Origin of the sequence: Paenibacillus graminis (assembly GCF_000758705.1) — a bacterium.
Lineage (GTDB): Bacteria > Bacillota > Bacilli > Paenibacillales > Paenibacillaceae > Paenibacillus_AQ > Paenibacillus_AQ graminis.
In genome coordinates this window covers 4,478,496-4,495,615 of sequence record NZ_CP009287.1, presented here as the reverse complement: position 1 = coordinate 4,495,615, position 17,120 = coordinate 4,478,496, and the positions used below count along the sequence as shown (strand labels likewise).

Sequence of the window (17,120 nt, the reverse complement as noted above, 5' to 3'; positions counted from 1 at the left end):
GCCCCGCCTTTGGAACATTCAGCTCCTTTTCAGGAGCTAGGTCTCCGGTATCTATAATACACAACAAAAGCGCCGTCTCCCCGTTGCCGGGCAGGCGGCGCTTCTTCATAAGTCTAGTTCTTAAAGCTGTGGATCGGAGCCGGAATACGTCCGCCCCGGTTAACGAACCCGGAGCAGTCAAACTTGTTCACGGCCATCACCGGCGCATAGCCGAGCAGACCGCCGAACTCCACCATTTCGCCGACTTCCTTACCGATAACCGGAATTACGCGGACTGCGGTGGTCTTGTTGTTGACCATGCCGATGGCGGCTTCGTCGGCGATGATGCCGGCGATGGTTTCTTTGCTGGTGCTGCCGGGAATAGCAATCATATCCAGGCCTACCGAGCAGACACAGGTCATCGCTTCCAGCTTCTCCAGTGTCAGCGCCCCGCGCTGCACCGCCTGAATCATGCCGTGGTCTTCGCTGACCGGGATAAAAGCGCCGCTGAGTCCGCCAACGTAGGATGAAGCCATAACGCCGCCTTTTTTGACATTGTCGTTAAGAATAGCAAGTGCGGCAGTTGTGCCGGGTGCCCCGGCTTCTTCCAGCCCCATCACCTGAAAGATCTCGGCGATGGAATCCCCGATCAGCGGGGTTGGCGCCAGAGACAGATCGATAATGCCAAAAGGCACGCCCAGCCGTTTGGAAGCTTCCTGGGCAACCAGCTGGCCCACGCGGGTAACCTTGAAGGCGGTCCGCTTGATCGTCTCGCAAAGAGTCTCGAAATCATGCCCCTTTACTTCCTCCAGCGCCCGCTTAATAACACCGGGACCGCTGACGCCCACGTTGATCACACATTCGCGTTCACCGACTCCGTGAAACGCACCGGCCATGAACGGGTTGTCCTCCACGGCATTGCAGAAAACCACCAGTTTGGCGCAGCCGATGGAGTCGCGCTCTTTGGTGCGCTCTGCGGTCTGAAGGATGATATCGCCCATCAGCTTCACAGCATCCATGTTGATTCCGCTGCGCGAGGAGCCGACATTGACAGAAGAACATACTCTTTCTGTTACGGCCAGCGCTTCAGGAATGCTCTCGATCAGAATCCGGTCGCCTGTGGTGCAGCCCTTCTGCACCAGCGCCGAGAAGCCGCCGATGAAGTTCACACCGACCTCCTTGGCTGCCTTGTCCAGAACTTCGGCAACCGGCACGTAGGTATCGGTGTGGACCGCTCCGGCGGCAATGGAGATCGGGGTAACCGATATCCGTTTGTTGACGATCGGCACACCGAATTGCCGCTCCAGATCTTCGCCGGTTTTGACCAGCTTCTCGGCGGAGCGGGTGATTTTATCATACACATTCTGATTGAACACACGCATATCTGCGTGGGCACAGTCCATCAGGCTGATTCCCATCGTAATGGTACGGACATCCAGGTTCATTTCCCGGATCATTTTATTCGTTTCCTGTACTTCCACAATTGAAATCATAGGTTTAACTCCTTCATTTATTTTTGCCATATCTTAATTTTTAATGGTTTAAATCCGATGCATAATATTGAAGATATCCTCATGCTGAAGCTTGATTTCCACGCCGATCTCTTCACCCACCTGCTGCAGATCCTCCACAATCTCCTCAAAGGATTTGCTGGGTGCGGAAATATCCACGATCATCATCATGTTGAAGTAATCCTGTATGATGGTCTGTGAGATGTCCAGAATGTTCAAATTGTGGCCTGCGAGATAGGTGCAGACCTTGGCAATAATACCGACTTTGTCTTTTCCCAGTACTGTGATAATCCCCTTCAATGTAAAGCCTCCTATTTATACTGATTTATCTGGTGCTTTGTCCATCCGCCGCTTTAACGGAATGAACCATTTCAATCATTATGGCAAAGGAACGGCAACTCTACAACCGAAGTTTTTTTGTCCATATCTTCATAGATTTGATCTTAAGCCCCTTTTTTCATAGAATACAGTTGACAGGGCTGAGAAGCTATGATTAAGTAACTTGTTTATATTAGCGGCTTGAAGGAGAAATAATGACAACGAGAAAATACAAAGAGCTGGTCGAGCAGCGTACCAGACAAACGCTCCACAATTGGTCTTCACAGGAATTTGTTAACGAAAAAGATATTTACCGTTTCCTGCATAATCTAAAGGGTACCGCCGGAACTGTGGGACTCGTCAAGGTCGAGAAGCAGGCGGGCAGCATCATGCTGTATTTCTCGGAGGATGTCCAACGAAGCTGGACGGAAGCGGAATGGGGGGATTACTTATACCCGCTTTTGGAGCTTTTTGACGATGAACAAGATGCAGCACATCCGATGCTGCACGGTTCTCATCCGCCGGAAACGGATCCCTTACACGGCATTCACCACCAGCATGAGATTCTGATCATTGATGATGATGTTGAGCTGGTGGCTTTTTTACGCGAATCTCTAGAAAAGCAGTCCTATTATGTCAGCATCGCCTTGTCCGCCGAGCGCGGACTGAAGATATTTTATGAGAGCAAGCCGGATCTGATCCTGCTGGATATTCTGCTTCCGGACCAGAGTGGAATTGATGTGCTGAGGCAAATCATCGGCAAGGCCAAAAAAGAACGGATTCCCATCATCATCGTCAGCGGCGAGCATTCCAAGGATATTCAAATGTACGCCTATTCGCTCGGTGTGATGGACTATCTGGCGAAGCCGCTGGACATCGACCTGTTCCTGGTGCTGATCAAGAACCGTTTTGAGCTGAAGCGGGAGTGGCAGGAATCGGTTATTGTGGATGAGCTGACCGGTGCGTTCAACCGCAAGTACTTCAATCAGACGATGAAGCAGCTTGTCTCCGATTTCCGGCGGACCGGCCGGATTTTTTCGGTGGCGCTGATGGATCTGGATCATTTCAAGCATGTGAATGACAGTTATGGCCACCTGGTCGGCGATGAAGTGCTTCAGGCCTTTTCCGAGGTGGTGCGCCGTTCCATACGTGTAGAAGATACCTTCTGCCGGTTCGGCGGAGAAGAATTTGCCTTATTTATGCCGAATACGGATTCGGCTTCAGCGCTTCTGGTGGTGCAGCGGATTCAGCATGAGCTTGCCGCAAGAAGTTTTACCGCCAAAAAGGAGCAGTTTCATGTTACTTTCTCAGCCGGCATTACGGAGGTCCGCGAAGAACTTCATGAACCGGACCGGCTGATCGGGGAAGCAGACCAGGCGTTATATGCCAGCAAGGCTGAAGGAAGGAACCGGACCACCCTGTATACCAAGCAGCTCGGCACAGGCTTAGAAGAATCGCTGCTGAATGTGATTGTCGTAGATGACGACGCTCTGATCCGCCGGATTGTGACCCATCATTTTGCAGCCTGGGAACCGGCGGGCATTGGCCATGTGAAGGTCAGCAGCTATGCAGGCGGCCCGCAGTTTCTGGAATCGGACTGGTATGCGCAAGGCGGCAAATATATTATTTTGCTTGATGGCATCATGCCGGAGCTGGACGGGCTGGAGGTCCTGGAGCGGATTCGCAGCAGCTACCCGGAAGTGAATATTCTAGTGATTATGCTGACCGGACGGAATAACCAGCGCGACATCATCCATGCCTTGCAGACGGGGGCTGACGATTACGTGGTGAAGCCTTTTCATCTGCCGGAACTGCTGAGCAGAATAGAGCGGCTGGCACACAGATTTCTGTTCTGATACAGAAAATTGCACGTCATCAAGAGGAGCAGAAAGGTGAGAAGCAGAAATGCAAAAAGTACTTATAGTGGATGATGAAGAGGTTCTGCGGATGCTGATTGAAGACACGCTGGAGGACCTGGAGCATGTGGAGATTCATACAGCCGAGAACGGTGCCGAGGCACTTACCAAGCTGTCAGAGCAGCTGTATGATCTGGTCATTCTGGATTATATGATGCCCGAGATGACCGGAATTGAAGTGCTGGAGGCGCTGGACGCAGAACAAAAAAACGCCATGCCCATCATGATGCTGACCGCCAAGGCTCAGGAGAACGACCGCAGTAAAGCCCGGGAAGCCGGAGCGCGGTTTTTTATGCCCAAGCCGTTCAGCCCTATGGAACTCCTGCAAATTGTGGAGGGCATTCTAAATGAGAACAGCGATACTCTCTAACCGCAGCATCAAAACGAAATATTACCGTATCATTACCTTATTATTTCTGCTCCTGGTCGTGACAGTGACCATCCTCTTCTTCTATATTAACTCGCAGCAAAGCAGGCTGAGGGCGGAGCGGGAGGTCTTGCAGACCAAAGCAAATACCATAGACGCGCTGGCCGGTGCGCTGAACGAGGTGTTTTTCCGGGCCAGAGGTTATGTTGCCCTGAAGAACAGCAATGAGCTGACTCTGCTGAATACAGCGCTTGAGAATCTGGACGGCATTCTGGATCAATACGCCACGCTGAATTTGTCGCCGGAGGAGGCGGAATACCGGGATGCGCTGTCAACATTTTATACTAACTACAAAAGCAAGACGCTGCCAAAGGCGATTCAATTGGTTGAAAGTGATGATTATGAGGGAATCCGGACCCTTTCGCAGAGCGGCAGCACGCAGGCTTTGAATGATTTTCTCGCCTATACCAAGGCCTTCAAGGACAACTCTGATAAGCAATTAAGTGAGATGGCGGACCGTTCGATCCGGAAGGCCGACGGCTATACCGTCGCCGCTTTTGGCATCAGCGCTTTTTTGCTCCTCTTTTTCACACTGATGATCTGGCGGATGCTGAAAGTACTGATTGATCCGATTGTCCGGCTGGAGGAGGCTACCCATTCGCTTGCGGCGGGTGAGGCGGTTCTGCTCGGCAGACTGCATAAGCAGGATGAGATCGGACGCTTGTATGAGGCATTTCTGAATATGGCCCACAGCATCCAGGACAAGGAAGAAGAGCTGACGATGCAGAACGAAGAGCTGCAGGCTCAGCAGGATGAGCTTCAGGACCAGCAGTTCAAGCTGGAGCGCTCTCTGATTGAAATTGAAAGCATCATGAAGGCGCTCAATCAGACCTCAGCCGTCGGTATTTTGTCGGATAAAGGACTGTTCACTTACGCCAACGACAATCTGAGCAAATATACAGGTTACAGCCATTCCGAAATGCTAGGTTATCCTTTCCGGTTATTGGAACTGCTTAATATTACCGATTCCCAGCTTGAGCAGATCTTCAACAAACTATCGACCGGCGGGATCTGGAGCGGAGAAGTGGAGACTCTGGTGAAGGATGGTTCGGCGTCCGTGTGGCTTCATATGACGGTTATGCCATATTTGAATGATGAAGGCAGGGTCTACCAGTATATCCTGATTGCGAACAATATCACTTCCCTCAAAAGTGTACAGCAGCAGCTGGCGGTTACGCTCCAGAATACGGAGCAGACCACAGTGATGCTTGAACGCTATAACCAGTTGAATCATGAGCTTACTTATACACTGGACAAGCAGGAATTCGCCGAGAAATTCAGCAGGTTCATGAACCAGATTTATGCGTTTGATTCCAGCCTCTTTTTTCTCGTCAAGGACAAAATCGCCATTGTCAAAGGTGTGCCGCAGGAGAAGGTGGAGCAGTACCTTGATCATAACCATCTTGATATGCTGCATCGCCTGCAAGAGGATAAATCCTATATTGTCAAAAGAACAGGTTCGCCGCGGGAACAGGGCATTTCACCTGATGAAGTTGTTTGCTACGACTACTATACTTCTGTTGTGGGCGGAAGCGGCGAGATACTGGCGGTATTCTGCGGCAGCCGGATCGGCCATCCCTTCACCGAAGAGGAGATCAGCGAAATTCAGGGCCTTGTGAGCCGGGTGGCGCTGGCCATTGAGCGGATCATGATGTACGAAGAAATCGAACACGGGCGCAAGCTGAACCAGGATATCGTCAACAATGTCAATGAGGGAATCCAGTTCGTCAATACCGAAGGCGTCATGCAGCATATCAACAAGGCTCTTAGCCAGTTGTTCCACTACGAATGGACCGAAGGCTCGCTTATTCCTGCGGAGGATTGGCTGGATGCGTTCACCGGCAAGTCCAATGAATCGGCGGAACTGCGCAGCTTCTATGAGAATGCGATGGCTGAAACAGCGATGGATTCCAGTACAATGAAATACTCGCTGGGCAAGGAAGAGATTCAGCATGTGGACGTCTATGCCATTCCTGTGCTGCGGCGTGAGGAACGGATCGGCACGTTGTTCGTACACCGCGATATTACCCGTGAATACGAGCTTGATGTGATGAAGTCAGAGCTGGTCAGCACGGTCAGCCATGAATTGCGGACACCGCTGTCGAGTGTTCTTGGTTTCACGGAGCTGCTGCTGTCCAAAACCATGAAGCCGGAGAAGCAGCTGAAGTATCTGGAGACGATTCACAAGGAAGCCAAACGCCTGACGGAGCTGATCAATGATTTTCTGGATCTGCAGAGAATGGAGTCAGGTACACAGCAGTATAATGTGGAACCGGCCCATCTCAGCGAAATTGTGCTCGGCGTGATTGACCAGTATAAGCTCAGCAGCACCCATCATATCCTTTTTGAAGACGAGGCAGTGCTTGATGAAGTGTCTGTGGACAAGGACAAAATAGTCCAGGTGCTCACCAATCTGCTCAGCAATGCCATCAAATTCTCACCGGGAAGCCATGAAGTCAAGGTGATGCTCCACAATGAGCCGGGCCGGATTCTGGTACAGATTCAGGATCAGGGGCTGGGAATCCCCAAGAATCAGATTGGCCAGCTGTTCCAGAAATTCAGAAGAGTGGACAACAGCGCCTCCAAGCGGATTGGGGGAACCGGGCTCGGTCTCGCCATCTGCAAGGAAATTATTGAAAAGCACAAGGGGACCATCGGCATTGATTCGGTGGAGGGTGAAGGTACTACCGTATGGTTCAGCCTCCCTGTACAGCTTGCGGAAGACAGCAGGCCTGTGGAGGAAATGTCCAAGTGGGGTGCGGACAAGGAAGAGAAGCCGAGTGTGATGATTGTGGAGGATGATTACAGCCTGTCGCTGCTGCTCTCGGAAGAGCTGAAGGGCAAAGGCTTCCGGGTCACCCATCATTACCATCCGCAAAAAGCATTCGACCAGGCGCTAAAGACGCCTTTTGTGGCCATTGTCGTAGATCTGATGCTGGGTGTGGAGCTGGACGGGTGGGATCTGATCCGTATGCTCAAAAATGATCCCCGGACGGAGAAGGTTCCGATTGTGATCTCCTCGGCACTGGACCAAACGGATAAAAGCCTGCTTGAAAACGTGAAGACTTATCTGACCAAACCTTATCCTCCGGGTGAGCTGTCGAATACACTGCAGGAAATTGTAGAAATCAAGCTGAAGTCGGGGGAAGTACTTTTTCCCGATAATGACTTGTAAACAGGGCTTGCCTTACAGTGGACTCTAAGGTATATAGTGGAATCGAAGCAAACAACCACTCAGGAATGAAAGGGAGGAATTGCGGATGAAGTACAGTTATTTGGGAAAATCCGGTTTGAAGGTCAGCCAATTATGCTTGGGGACGATGAATTTTGGTCCGGAGACTGAGGAGAAAGAAGCATTCCAGATTATGGATGCCGCCTTGGATGCGGGCATCAACTTTTTTGATACCGCCAACGTGTATGGCGGTAATGACCGGCGCGGCTGGACCGAAGAAATTATCGGCCGCTGGTTTCAGCAGGGCGGCGGCCGGCGGGAGAAGGTCGTGCTGGCGACCAAGGTATACAATGATATGTTCGACGAGCAGGACGGCCCCAATTCAGGCCCCGGTTTGTCCGCATACAAGATCAGACGGCATTTTGAAGGCTCGCTGAAACGCCTGCAGACCGACCATATTGAACTGTACCAGATGCATCATATTGACCGCAATGTTTCCTGGGATGAGCTGTGGGGGGCTTTTGAAATTCTGGTTTCCCAGGGCAAAGCCGATTACATCGGGTCCAGCAATTTTGCGGGCTGGCATATTGCCTCCGCCCAGGCTAAGGCCAAGGAACGCCATTTCCTCGGGCTTGTCTCCGAGCAGCATCTGTACAACCTGCTGGAACGGACACCGGAACTGGAGGTCCTTCCGGCTTCGCAGGAGCTGGGCCTGGGAGTCATTCCTTGGAGTCCGCTGGCCGGCGGCCTGCTGGGACGCAATGCGCTGTCCAAGACCGGCGTGCGCAGCGCCCGCTCGGCCAAGCTGGAGCAGCACCGCAGCCAGCTGGAGCAGTTCTCCGCGCTCTGCAAGGAGCTCGGGGAGCATGAAGACCAGGTGGCGCTGGCCTGGGTGCTGGCCAATCCGGCGGTGACCGCGCCGATTATCGGGCCGCGGACGCTCGAACAGTTCGAGGACTCGCTGAGAGTGACCGAGATCGTGCTCGAAGCGGATGCGCTGAAGAAGCTGGACGAGATTTTCCCGGGACCGGGCCGCCCGGCACCGGAGGCTTACGCCTGGTAAGCGTTCCGGCGGAAGCAGGGCGAGAGGCCGGTTGGTAAGCGTTCCGGCGGAAGCAGGGCAAGAGGCCGGTTGGTAAGCGTTCCGGCGGAAGCAGGGCAAGAGGCCGGGGGTAAGCGTTCCGGCGGAAGCAGGGCGAGAGGCCGGGTGGTAAGCGTTCCGGCGGAAGCAGGGCAAGAGGCCGGTTGGTAAGCGTTCCGGCGGAAGCAGGGCGAGAGGCCGGGTGGTAAGCGTTCCGGCGGAAGCAGGGCAAGAGGCCGGGGGTAAGCGTTCCGGCGGAAGCAGGGCAAAAAGGCCGGTTGGTAAGCGTTCCGGCGGAAGCAGGGCAAGAGGCCGGGGGTAAGCGTTCCGGCGGAAGTAAGGCAAGAAGACGCCTTGTAAACGTTCCGGCTTGACAATGTAGGCAAGGCAATGCCTGCCGCAGAAACATGCGGCGGGCGGACAACGCGAGTGTATCCTGCGGGAGACACTCGCGTTTTTTGGTAGATTAGGAAATGGTGGGTTTTTTCTGTTGTGGATAAAGGGTGTAAGAAGTTAGGGGCTTTTTAAAGGCCGGATGTGGACCGGAAACAACGGCAGAGAAACGCCGTTGTTGAAGGGCCGAAGGCAGGTAAGCCTGGAAACAACGGCAGAAATGCCGTTGTTGAAGAGCCGAAGGCAGGTATGACCGGAAACAACGGCAGAAATGCCGTTGTTGAAGTGCCGAGGGCAGGTATGACCGGAAACAACGGCAGAAATGCCTTTGTTGAGTGGCCGAAGGCAGGTAAGCCTGAAACAACGGCAGAAATGCCGTTGTTGAAGGACCGAAGGCAGGTAAGCCTGGAAACAACGGCAGAAATGCCTTTGTTGAGTGGCCGAAGGCAGGTAAGCCTGGAAGGGGCTGTCCCAAAAGCCATGAAATGGCGCTTGGGATAGCCCTCTGTTTTTAAGTAGGATCAACGTGAGTACTTGGGTGGACGCTGCGCGAACAGACCGTTGTTCCAATCGCTGTGCTCTCCAGATTTTTTTTATTCCCCTTAGCGGTGAAAATCCGGAGACCAAGGCGAACGCTTCCGCTTTTCCACAATCAGTCCGTCCTCTCCGCTGTTTAAGCGGGAAAAGTTTCTAAATTCTTCTCTTAAATCACAAAAGAAATCGCCCTTTTGGTAAAATGGAAGTACCACCAACCATCTCAAAAGGAGCGATTTCTTTGTACATTCAATATACCATGGACCAACTTTACCTGCCAATGGATTTAGAAGAAGATATTTCCAGAAAACCACCTCGTTCGTGTCGTGAATGCCGCTATAAATCGGCTAGACGACGCCATCTTTGACGCGGCTTACCCCGGCGGCGGCCGCGACAGCTATCACCCTAAGATGCTCACCAAAGTCATTATCTACGCTTACGCCCAGCGAATGTATTCCTCTCGTCAAATCGCCAAAGCAGTACGGGAGAACATTCCCTTTATGTGGATCGCCGGACGGCAACGCCCCAACTTTCGCACGCTGAATCGCTTCCGTTCCCAGCGAATGAGGAATGTCCTTGAAACGGTATTTACAGCCGTGCTTCAGTTTCTGGCTGACGAAAAATACGTGTCTCTGGAGCATTACTTTGTGGATGGTACCAAGATCGAGGCCAATGCCAATCGCTACACCTTTGTTTGGGGGAAAGCCGTTAGTAAACATAAGTCCAAGCTGCAAGAAAAGGTACATACATTGTTTGCCGACATTGAGGCTGCGGAGGAACAAGAAGAACAGGAACACCGCGGCCAAGACCTGAGCGAACTAGGTGAGCCCACCGAGATGAGTAGTGAGAAACTTGAACAAATGACCCGGGAGCTAGAGTCGCAACTGCTGGACAAGCCTAAGGACAAACCACTGAAAAAAGCCGTTCGGCAGCTCCGCAAGGATCTGCTGCCCAGACTGCTGAAATATGAGCAATACCAAACCCTGCTCGGGGACCGAAACAGCTTCAGTAAGACGGACCCGGATGCCACCTTCATGCGGATGAAGGAAGATCACATGCGAAATGGTCAACTCAAACCGGGCTACAATGTACAGATTGGGACCGAAAACCAGTTTATTTTGGCCTACAGTCTACACCAAAGACCCACCGATACCCGCTGCTTGCAGCCACATTTGGAAAAAGCAAGACAGATCCTGGGGAAGCTTCCGAGGGCGGTGATTGCGGATGCAGGCTACGGCAGTGAAGAGAACTATGCGTATTTGGAAAACGAACACGTGAAGGCCGTGGTCAAATACGGGAGCTACCACAAAGAAAAGAGCAAAGCCTGGAAAGAGAGTATCGGAAAGATTGAGAACTGGACGTACGACGAAGCCGGGGATACATGGACATGCCCAGCCGGACAAACGTTGCATTTCCGCAAAGAAAGCAAGGAAACGTTGGAGAGCGGATATAAAATCAGAAAACGTCATTACCGTAGCCCAAGTTGCGCTGGTTGCCTACTGAAGGAACGTTGTACAAAAACGACGGGAAATCGGGAAGTGGTCGTCAGTTTGGAACGGCTGCGGTACCAAAGTCAGGCTCGGGAGATTCTACGGAGTGAAGAAGGTTACGATTTGGCCGTGCGCCGGATGACAGAACCGGAGAGTGTGTTTGGACAACTGAAGAACAACCGGGGCTTCCGGCGATTTCTGCTTCGAGGGATGGAAAAAGTGACCCTCGAAGTCGGGTGGCTTTCCCTCGCCCATAATCTGCTAAAGCAAGCAGCCAATGACCAAGAACGCAGAGCAGCGATTCTCCAGTAACGGGAGAATCGCTGCTCTGCTCACTTTTTGTGGTTTTAAGAATGAAGAGAACTGTCCCCCTTCATAGAAAATCTACTTTTGGGACAGCCCCTGAAGGACCGAAGGCAGGTAAGCCTGGAAACAACGGCAGAAATGCCGTTGTTGAGGGGCCGAAGGCAGGTAAGCCTGGAAACAACGGCAGAAATGCCGTTGATGAAGAGCCGAAGGCAGGTATGACCGGAAACAACGGCAGAAATGCCGTTGTTGAGGGGCCGAAGGCAGGTAAGCCTGGAAACAACGGCAGAAATGCCGTTGTTGAAGGGCCGAAGGCAGGTATGCCTTTGTGCAGGGAATTTATGTCGTAAGATAGGGCGGGTAGAGAGCTAGGGAAGGCAATTTGAGCTCAAAGCAACCCAAAAGCAACCCAAAAGATGCTAATCTTGCTCTTGTGCAACAAAGTGAGCTCTATGCAAGTCACAAGACGCTAATCTTGCCAATGGTACAACAATCCGGGCCTCCAGCGTGCCCCCATTGATTTTGGAATGGTGGTGAATCCCTACGGTTGTAAGCTCCTAGTTGGTTTCAATCCGCCATGATGCGGTGTTTTATTCCCGGGCTTAATATTCACCTGGTTTCGCATGCTGCAAGGTTGAAGGGATGATTGCCAGCTCCCCCTCTTCGTTGATTTCCGCATAAGCTACAGAATCAAGATCCGGGTGACCTTCCTCCTGAAGCTTCCTGCGCAGCCAGGTCTCGTCGTACCCCAGACTGGCCAGCGTGGCCTGCTGCACCACACCGGATTCCACCAGACTGCGGGGCAGCCGGGTGTGCTGCGGTTTGATGTCCAGCTCCTCCCGCGTGGCAGGCTCGAATTGCGGCTTCTTAAGGATGCTCAGTGATCCGTTGGTTTCATAGATGGCATATGCCACCTCATTCATCGAGAACGTATCCTTCGCACGCAGCATCATCCGCAGCTGCTCGAAGTCAAGATTATTTTTGCGCAGCTTGGCGAGGTCGATCTTCCCGTCCCGGATAAGGATCTCCGGCTCTCCCTCCAGCGGTTTGCGCAGCTTGCGCACCCGCTGGGTAATCTTTTCAAATATAATGGAAAGCACCGTCCAGACAGCCAGCGCAAACAACAGCAGCAGTACAGATTTATCCGGCTCATAGATGGTATTCCCTACCAAATCGCCAAGAATTACGGCCGAGATAAAATCGAAAGGGGTTAGTGCGGAAATTTCCTTTTTGCCCAATAATCTTGCCATAGCCCATAACCCGACAAATCCGGCTGTAAGCTTCACCAGTACAGACACATAATCCATGGAATCATCCTCCAGAATCATTTGTTAACTTAAGAATGTTTAACCCATGCACTATCCGCTGTAACATGAAGGATCTGGCTGGTGGAAGGGAAGTGTGGGAAGTGAGGGGACAGAGGGATGATTCCAGAGGCTGTAATGTGATAAGCTGTGTTTAGAATCCATAGGCTTGTTCATTTTTCCGGATGAAGAGGGGGGCGGCTGTGATGCTATTTTATCTGATAACCATCTTGGTTGTAATCGTAGACCAGGCTGCCAAGTGGGGGGTACGCTCCAATATGCAGCTTGGGGAGACCATTCAGGTGTGGAGCGGACACTTGCAATTTACATATTATGAGAACAGCGGGGCAGCATTCAGCTCATTTCAGGGTTATGGCAAATATTTTGCCATCATCGCTGTGCTCTTTGTTGCTGGAATATTTTATTACAGACGCAAGGGGGAACTTCGCGGCCCCATTCTGGAAGCGGCCACGGGGTTCCTGGCCGGCGGGGCTGCCGGCAACGCCATTGACCGGGTTATTTACCACCAGGTGACCGATTTTCTGGTCTTCGGCAGCCGGGGAGGCATCCTGAATCTCGCAGACCTGGCGATCAACGCCGGAGGTCTGCTGGTAGTAGTTCACCTGCTGAAAGAACCGCTCAAGCGGGTTATGACCAAAAGATAAAGAGCAAGGTACGACTCACTCCTCCAGTTGCTGCAGCCAGTTCAGAATCACATTAATGGAAAGACCGATATTTCCTACGTGACAGTGGTTCTGGGCCTGCTCCTTACGCGTGAACAAACGGGTGGCCAGTGACCGTACAGAGGTGAGGGAGCTGATCTGCTCGCCAAACTGAACAAGGGGGATGTAATGATCCTCCTGCCCCGCCAGAAGAAGAACATCCTGTGAGAGAAGCGGAGAAATCTCCGCTGTAGTATAGAGCATCGATTGCTTCAGAAATCCATAGGGTGTCTGGCTTCCGGTTACATGCATCCCCTGCCGGATGCCCCATTCCAGCATTAAATTCTGTTTCATTAAACGGCTGAAGAGCGCATTGATTTCCGCTTCATTTTCTTGTACCATCAGAGTGCTGATGCTGTCTTCCAGGGGCCCCGTCTGTCTTAATAGAACTTTGTAAAAGTCTGCACATATATCATCCGCCACCACCCGTTTGATCCTGTTATTTTCATATGCTGCAGCCCGCAGGGCCAGACAGCCGCCGAGTGATAAGCCGATCAGGGTCACCTCTTTTAAGTTGAAAAAATCCAACACCGTTGTTACCGGCTTCTCCCATTCATGGGTCATCGGCAAATGCCAGTCCTCCAAAGCAGCTCCTTGTCCGGGCCCGTCAAAGCAAACCACATCATAGCCCGCATCCTTGAACACAAGCGCCATCAATAAGATTTCTTCGATATAGCTGTCAAAGCCGCCGAACAGGACGATAGAACCCTTTGCCGGTGCTTGTGGTGCGAAACGGTAGGCGGAGAGAAATCCTTTGCCATAGGAAATGTCAAAATGCTGCTTGTCTTCCACATGATAATGTGTTCTTGCTAGAGCAATGAATTGCTGGCGGGAAGTGTGCTTCAAGGGATGGTCCTCCGGCATATAAAATTCGGCACCGCGCAGATAATTGGCAGCTTTGAGCTTTTTATCCGCCGCCACTGCCTGCTGTCCCAGCTTCAGATAAATTTCGATTAACTCCGCGTAACTATGAATGTCCGGGGCCGCTGAACGCAATTCCTCAAGCATCTCCGAATCATTAGTCCAGCTGTAAAACCGGTTCATTTGAAAATTGATACTGAACTCCGGATGAAGCTCCTCATCAAAGCCTACCGGAAAATCTGCTGTAGATCTTTGTCTCTCTGCCATACTTCAATCGCCTGCTTTCTCTATCGGATATAACGAACTATAATTTTCTGAGAAGCTGGCCGCAATGACTGATTCTTGGGTTTTTGCCGGATAAGGGCCAATACGGCTGCAAGTGTGGTGTATCGCGGAGATGATAGACGGAGGGGACGAATATGTCTAGAGAAACCGATTTGCGTGTAGTGAAGACGAAAAAGCTGATCCGGGATGCCCTGGTTAGCTTAATCGCCGAAAAAGGGTTTGACAGCGTGACTATTAATGATATCGCCGGCCGCGCCAAAATAAACCGTTCTACCTTTTACCTGCATTACACGGATAAGTATGAGCTTCTGGAGAAAATCACCTCTGAAATTACCGGCAAGGTAACGGCACTCATTACTCCTGCTGCTCATGTGCAAGGGGGGCTTTTGGCCGTCGGGGATTTAACCCGTAATTTGGAAAAGATACTGGCAACCGTTGCTGAAGATGCACTCTTTTATCAGATCATGCTCAGCGGACGGGGAATTCACAGCTTTCGTTTCGATCTGGGAAGCCTGCTTAAGCAAAAGCTGGATGAAGGATTCCGGGATCAGCCCTTAATTTCGAAGGATTTATTTGTAGAGCTGATGTCCTCATTGTATCTTGGGGCAATTACGTGGTGGCTGGATAACGGGATGAAATATTCGCCTGCGTTCATGGCCGGACAGTTGGTGCAGCTGCTGACTATGGGCCCGGCTAAAGTCTCTGGACTGGTTCCGGGGCAAATTTAAGTATCATTTTATCTAATAGAAGTTATCATAAATTATAATGAAGCTGGTTAAATCAGAGCTTTTTACTCTGATTTAAGCGGCTTTTCTGCGTTTTATTGAATTTATTGGATTAAATGATTGATTTTGGCTGGTTGGAGGTTCGTTGATCGTTTCAAATAATTGTGATAGCCTGAATTTATGATGTTAAGAGGGAAGCAAGATTTTTATGCTGAGGAGAGGTCGATATTGTTGCAATTACAAGTTACGAACAGTCCTTTTAACGAGGAACAGGTTGAGCTTCTTAACCGGCTTCTGCCGACATTGACGCAGACACAGCAAATTTGGCTTGGCGGTTATATATCGGCAATGACCCTGCAGGGGGCAGCAGCGGTTTCCGCCGCAGCGCCCGCTGTGCTTGCAGCCCCGTCCGCAAGCACGGCAGCCGCAGGCGGTGTGGTAGAGCCAGCCATTTCCCGTGAGGTCACCGTGCTATTCGGATCACAGACCGGCAACTGCCAGCGCCTTGCATCCAGCCTGTCGGGCAAGCTGAAGGAGCAAGGGTTCGGGATCACAGTGTCTGCAATGAACAGCTTTAAGCCCAACACGCTGAAGAAGGTGGAGAACCTGCTGATCCTGGTCAGCACTCATGGCGAGGGCGAACCACCGGATAACGCACGTTCTTTTCATGAATTTCTCAATAGTAAAAGAGCCCCGCGGTTGGAGCATTTGCGCTTTTCAGTGCTGGCACTCGGGGATACCTCTTATGAATTCTTTTGCCAGACCGGCAAGGACTTCGATCAGAAGCTGGAAGAACTCGGCGGCCACCGTCTGAGTCCGCGCGTCGACTGCGATCTGGACTATGACGAGCAGGTTGCTGCGTGGATGGAACAAGTGATTACCGCTCTGAACGGTGCTGGAAGCGCTCCGGCTATTGCTGAAGAAGCCGTGCTTGCGGCAGAACATGCGGAATCGCTGCAATCGGCTTATTCACGCAATCATCCTTTTCAGGCTGAAGTCCTGGAGAATCTGAATCTGAACGGCCGCGGCTCGGACCGGGAAACCCGTCATCTGGAGCTGTCGCTGGCAGGATCGAACATAACCTTCGAACCGGGCGACGCCCTGGGAGTCTACCCTGAGAATCACCCCCGCCTGGTAGATGAGATTATTGCCGCTATGGGCTGGGGTTCCGAAGAACCTGTTCCCCTGAATAAAAAAGGCGAAGAGGGCCCGCTGCGTGAAGCGCTCCTCCGCCACTATGAAATTACGGTTCTGACCAAACCGCTGCTGGAACAGGCAGCGAAGCTGTCCACAGCTGCAGGTCTTCATGAGCTTCTGCTGCCGGACCGGGCACCGCAGCTTAAGGAATATATCCAGGGACGCGATCTGCTGGACCTGATTCAAGACTTCTCGCCATGGGATGTTCCGGCCCGCAGCTTTGTAACGATTCTGCGCAAGCTGCCGGCCAGACTGTACTCTATAGCCAGCAGTTATAATGCCAATCCCGATGAGGTTCATTTCACGGTACGCGCGGTACGTTATGAATCCCATGGACGTGAACGCTATGGTGTCTGCTCAGTGCACTGCGCCGAACGTGTGCAGCCTGGAGACACGCTGCCGATTTATATTCAGAATAATCCGAATTTCAAGCTTCCGGCGAATCCCGATGTGCCTGTAATTATGATCGGACCCGGCACGGGAGTTGCACCGTTCCGTTCGTTCCTGGAGGAGCGGGAAGAGCAGGGTGCAGAAGGCAAGACATGGCTGTTCTACGGCGACCGTCATTTCGTGACGGACTTCCTCTACCAGACGGACTGGCAGCGGATGCTCAAGGACGGGGTGCTGACGAAGCTGGAAGTGGCTTTTTCCCGGGATACCGAAGAGAAGGTATATGTGCAGCACCGCATACTGGAGCACAGCCATGAGCTGTATGCCTGGCTTCAGGAAGGCGCCCATATCTATGTCTGCGGTGATGAGAAGCATATGGCTCATGACGTACACTCTGCGCTGATTAGTGTCATCCAAGAGGAGGGCGGACTTAGCCCTGAAGCAGCAGCGGCCTATCTGGACAACCTGCAGCAGGAGCAGCGCTACCAGCGCGATGTGTATTAGCATTA

At 52.0% G+C, this 17,120-nt stretch carries 13 protein-coding genes and 1 pseudogene; 10 read left to right on the top strand and 4 right to left on the bottom strand.

Features of this window, described 5'->3' with window-relative positions; all coding sequences use genetic code 11:
- Positions 1-113: 113 nt before the first annotated feature.
- Complete coding sequence (locus PGRAT_RS19255; RefSeq protein WP_244884092.1) at positions 114-1,469, bottom strand: PFL family protein; 1,356 nt, start codon at positions 1,467-1,469, stop codon at positions 114-116.
- A 51-nt stretch (positions 1,470-1,520) separates the two neighbouring features.
- On the bottom strand, positions 1,521-1,790 hold the full coding sequence (locus PGRAT_RS19250) for an ACT domain-containing protein (RefSeq protein WP_025703370.1): 270 nt from the start codon (positions 1,788-1,790) through the stop codon (positions 1,521-1,523).
- Positions 1,791-2,023: 233 nt separating this feature from the next.
- On the opposite strand from PGRAT_RS19250, the gene PGRAT_RS19245 reads away from it, so the two are divergent.
- The 7 genes and pseudogenes from PGRAT_RS19245 to PGRAT_RS19215 all read left to right on the top strand — a co-directional run bounded on the left by PGRAT_RS19245 (position 2,024) and on the right by PGRAT_RS19215 (position 11,477).
- Entirely contained in the window at positions 2,024-3,664 is a 1,641-nt protein-coding gene (locus tag PGRAT_RS19245; protein WP_025703371.1) for a GGDEF domain-containing response regulator, read from the top strand.
- A gap of 49 nt (positions 3,665-3,713) precedes the next feature.
- A complete protein-coding gene (locus PGRAT_RS19240) occupies positions 3,714-4,094 on the top strand; it encodes a response regulator transcription factor (protein ID WP_025703372.1) in 381 nt (126 codons plus the stop codon).
- On the top strand, positions 4,072-7,326 hold the full coding sequence (locus PGRAT_RS31755) for an ATP-binding protein (protein WP_025703373.1): 3,255 nt from the start codon (positions 4,072-4,074) through the stop codon (positions 7,324-7,326). The genes PGRAT_RS19240 and PGRAT_RS31755 overlap by 23 nt, the downstream gene beginning before the upstream one ends.
- Before the next feature lie 85 nt (positions 7,327-7,411).
- Positions 7,412-8,386: an aldo/keto reductase gene (locus tag PGRAT_RS19230; protein ID WP_025703374.1), complete on the top strand. Its 975-nt coding sequence runs from the start codon at positions 7,412-7,414 to the stop codon at positions 8,384-8,386.
- A 555-nt stretch (positions 8,387-8,941) separates the two neighbouring features.
- Positions 8,942-9,298, top strand: coding sequence for a hypothetical protein (locus tag PGRAT_RS33880; protein WP_042267054.1), 357 nt, complete (start codon positions 8,942-8,944; stop codon positions 9,296-9,298).
- A 274-nt stretch (positions 9,299-9,572) separates the two neighbouring features.
- A pseudogene (locus PGRAT_RS31240) lies at positions 9,573-11,133 on the top strand (IS1182 family transposase).
- 41 nt (positions 11,134-11,174) lie between these two features.
- Positions 11,175-11,477 (top strand): hypothetical protein, encoded by a 303-nt coding sequence (locus PGRAT_RS19215; RefSeq protein WP_042267052.1) that lies wholly within the window; start codon positions 11,175-11,177, stop codon positions 11,475-11,477.
- Between the two features lie 252 nt (positions 11,478-11,729).
- On the opposite strand, the gene PGRAT_RS19210 is transcribed toward PGRAT_RS19215, so the two are convergent.
- A complete protein-coding gene (locus PGRAT_RS19210) occupies positions 11,730-12,434 on the bottom strand; it encodes a DUF421 domain-containing protein (RefSeq protein ID WP_025703810.1) in 705 nt (234 codons plus the stop codon).
- A gap of 203 nt (positions 12,435-12,637) precedes the next feature.
- Here PGRAT_RS19210 and lspA point away from each other — a divergent pair, with 203 nt between their 5' ends.
- The gene (gene lspA / locus PGRAT_RS19205) at positions 12,638-13,096 is read left to right on the top strand and encodes a signal peptidase II (protein WP_025703811.1); all 459 of its coding nucleotides are present in this window, start codon (positions 12,638-12,640) and stop codon (positions 13,094-13,096) included.
- Positions 13,097-13,111: 15 nt separating this feature from the next.
- Here the strand turns inward: lspA and PGRAT_RS19200 are convergent, their stop codons facing one another.
- The gene (locus PGRAT_RS19200) at positions 13,112-14,281 is read right to left on the bottom strand and encodes an alpha/beta hydrolase (protein WP_025703812.1); all 1,170 of its coding nucleotides are present in this window, start codon (positions 14,279-14,281) and stop codon (positions 13,112-13,114) included.
- Positions 14,282-14,433: 152 nt separating this feature from the next.
- Between PGRAT_RS19200 and PGRAT_RS19195 the strand changes: the two genes are divergently transcribed.
- A complete protein-coding gene (locus PGRAT_RS19195) occupies positions 14,434-15,027 on the top strand; it encodes a TetR/AcrR family transcriptional regulator (protein WP_025703813.1) in 594 nt (197 codons plus the stop codon).
- 228 nt (positions 15,028-15,255) lie between these two features.
- Positions 15,256-17,115, top strand: coding sequence for an assimilatory sulfite reductase (NADPH) flavoprotein subunit (locus tag PGRAT_RS19190; RefSeq protein WP_042268191.1), 1,860 nt, complete (start codon positions 15,256-15,258; stop codon positions 17,113-17,115).
- Positions 17,116-17,120: the final 5 nt, after the last annotated feature.

Coding starts and splice junctions, on each gene's coding strand:
- PGRAT_RS19200 (WP_025703812.1), bottom strand. CDS start 14,281: ATGGCAGAGAGACAAAGATCTACAGCAGATTTTCCGGTAGGCTTTGAT.
- PGRAT_RS19240 (WP_025703372.1), top strand. CDS start 3,714: ATGCAAAAAGTACTTATAGTGGATGATGAAGAGGTTCTGCGGATGCTG.
- PGRAT_RS19195 (WP_025703813.1), top strand. CDS start 14,434: ATGTCTAGAGAAACCGATTTGCGTGTAGTGAAGACGAAAAAGCTGATC.
- lspA (WP_025703811.1), top strand. CDS start 12,638: ATGCTATTTTATCTGATAACCATCTTGGTTGTAATCGTAGACCAGGCT.
- PGRAT_RS31755 (WP_025703373.1), top strand. CDS start 4,072: ATGAGAACAGCGATACTCTCTAACCGCAGCATCAAAACGAAATATTAC.
- PGRAT_RS19210 (WP_025703810.1), bottom strand. CDS start 12,434: ATGGATTATGTGTCTGTACTGGTGAAGCTTACAGCCGGATTTGTCGGG.
- PGRAT_RS19245 (WP_025703371.1), top strand. CDS start 2,024: ATGACAACGAGAAAATACAAAGAGCTGGTCGAGCAGCGTACCAGACAA.
- PGRAT_RS19230 (WP_025703374.1), top strand. CDS start 7,412: ATGAAGTACAGTTATTTGGGAAAATCCGGTTTGAAGGTCAGCCAATTA.
- PGRAT_RS19215 (WP_042267052.1), top strand. CDS start 11,175: ATGAAGAGAACTGTCCCCCTTCATAGAAAATCTACTTTTGGGACAGCC.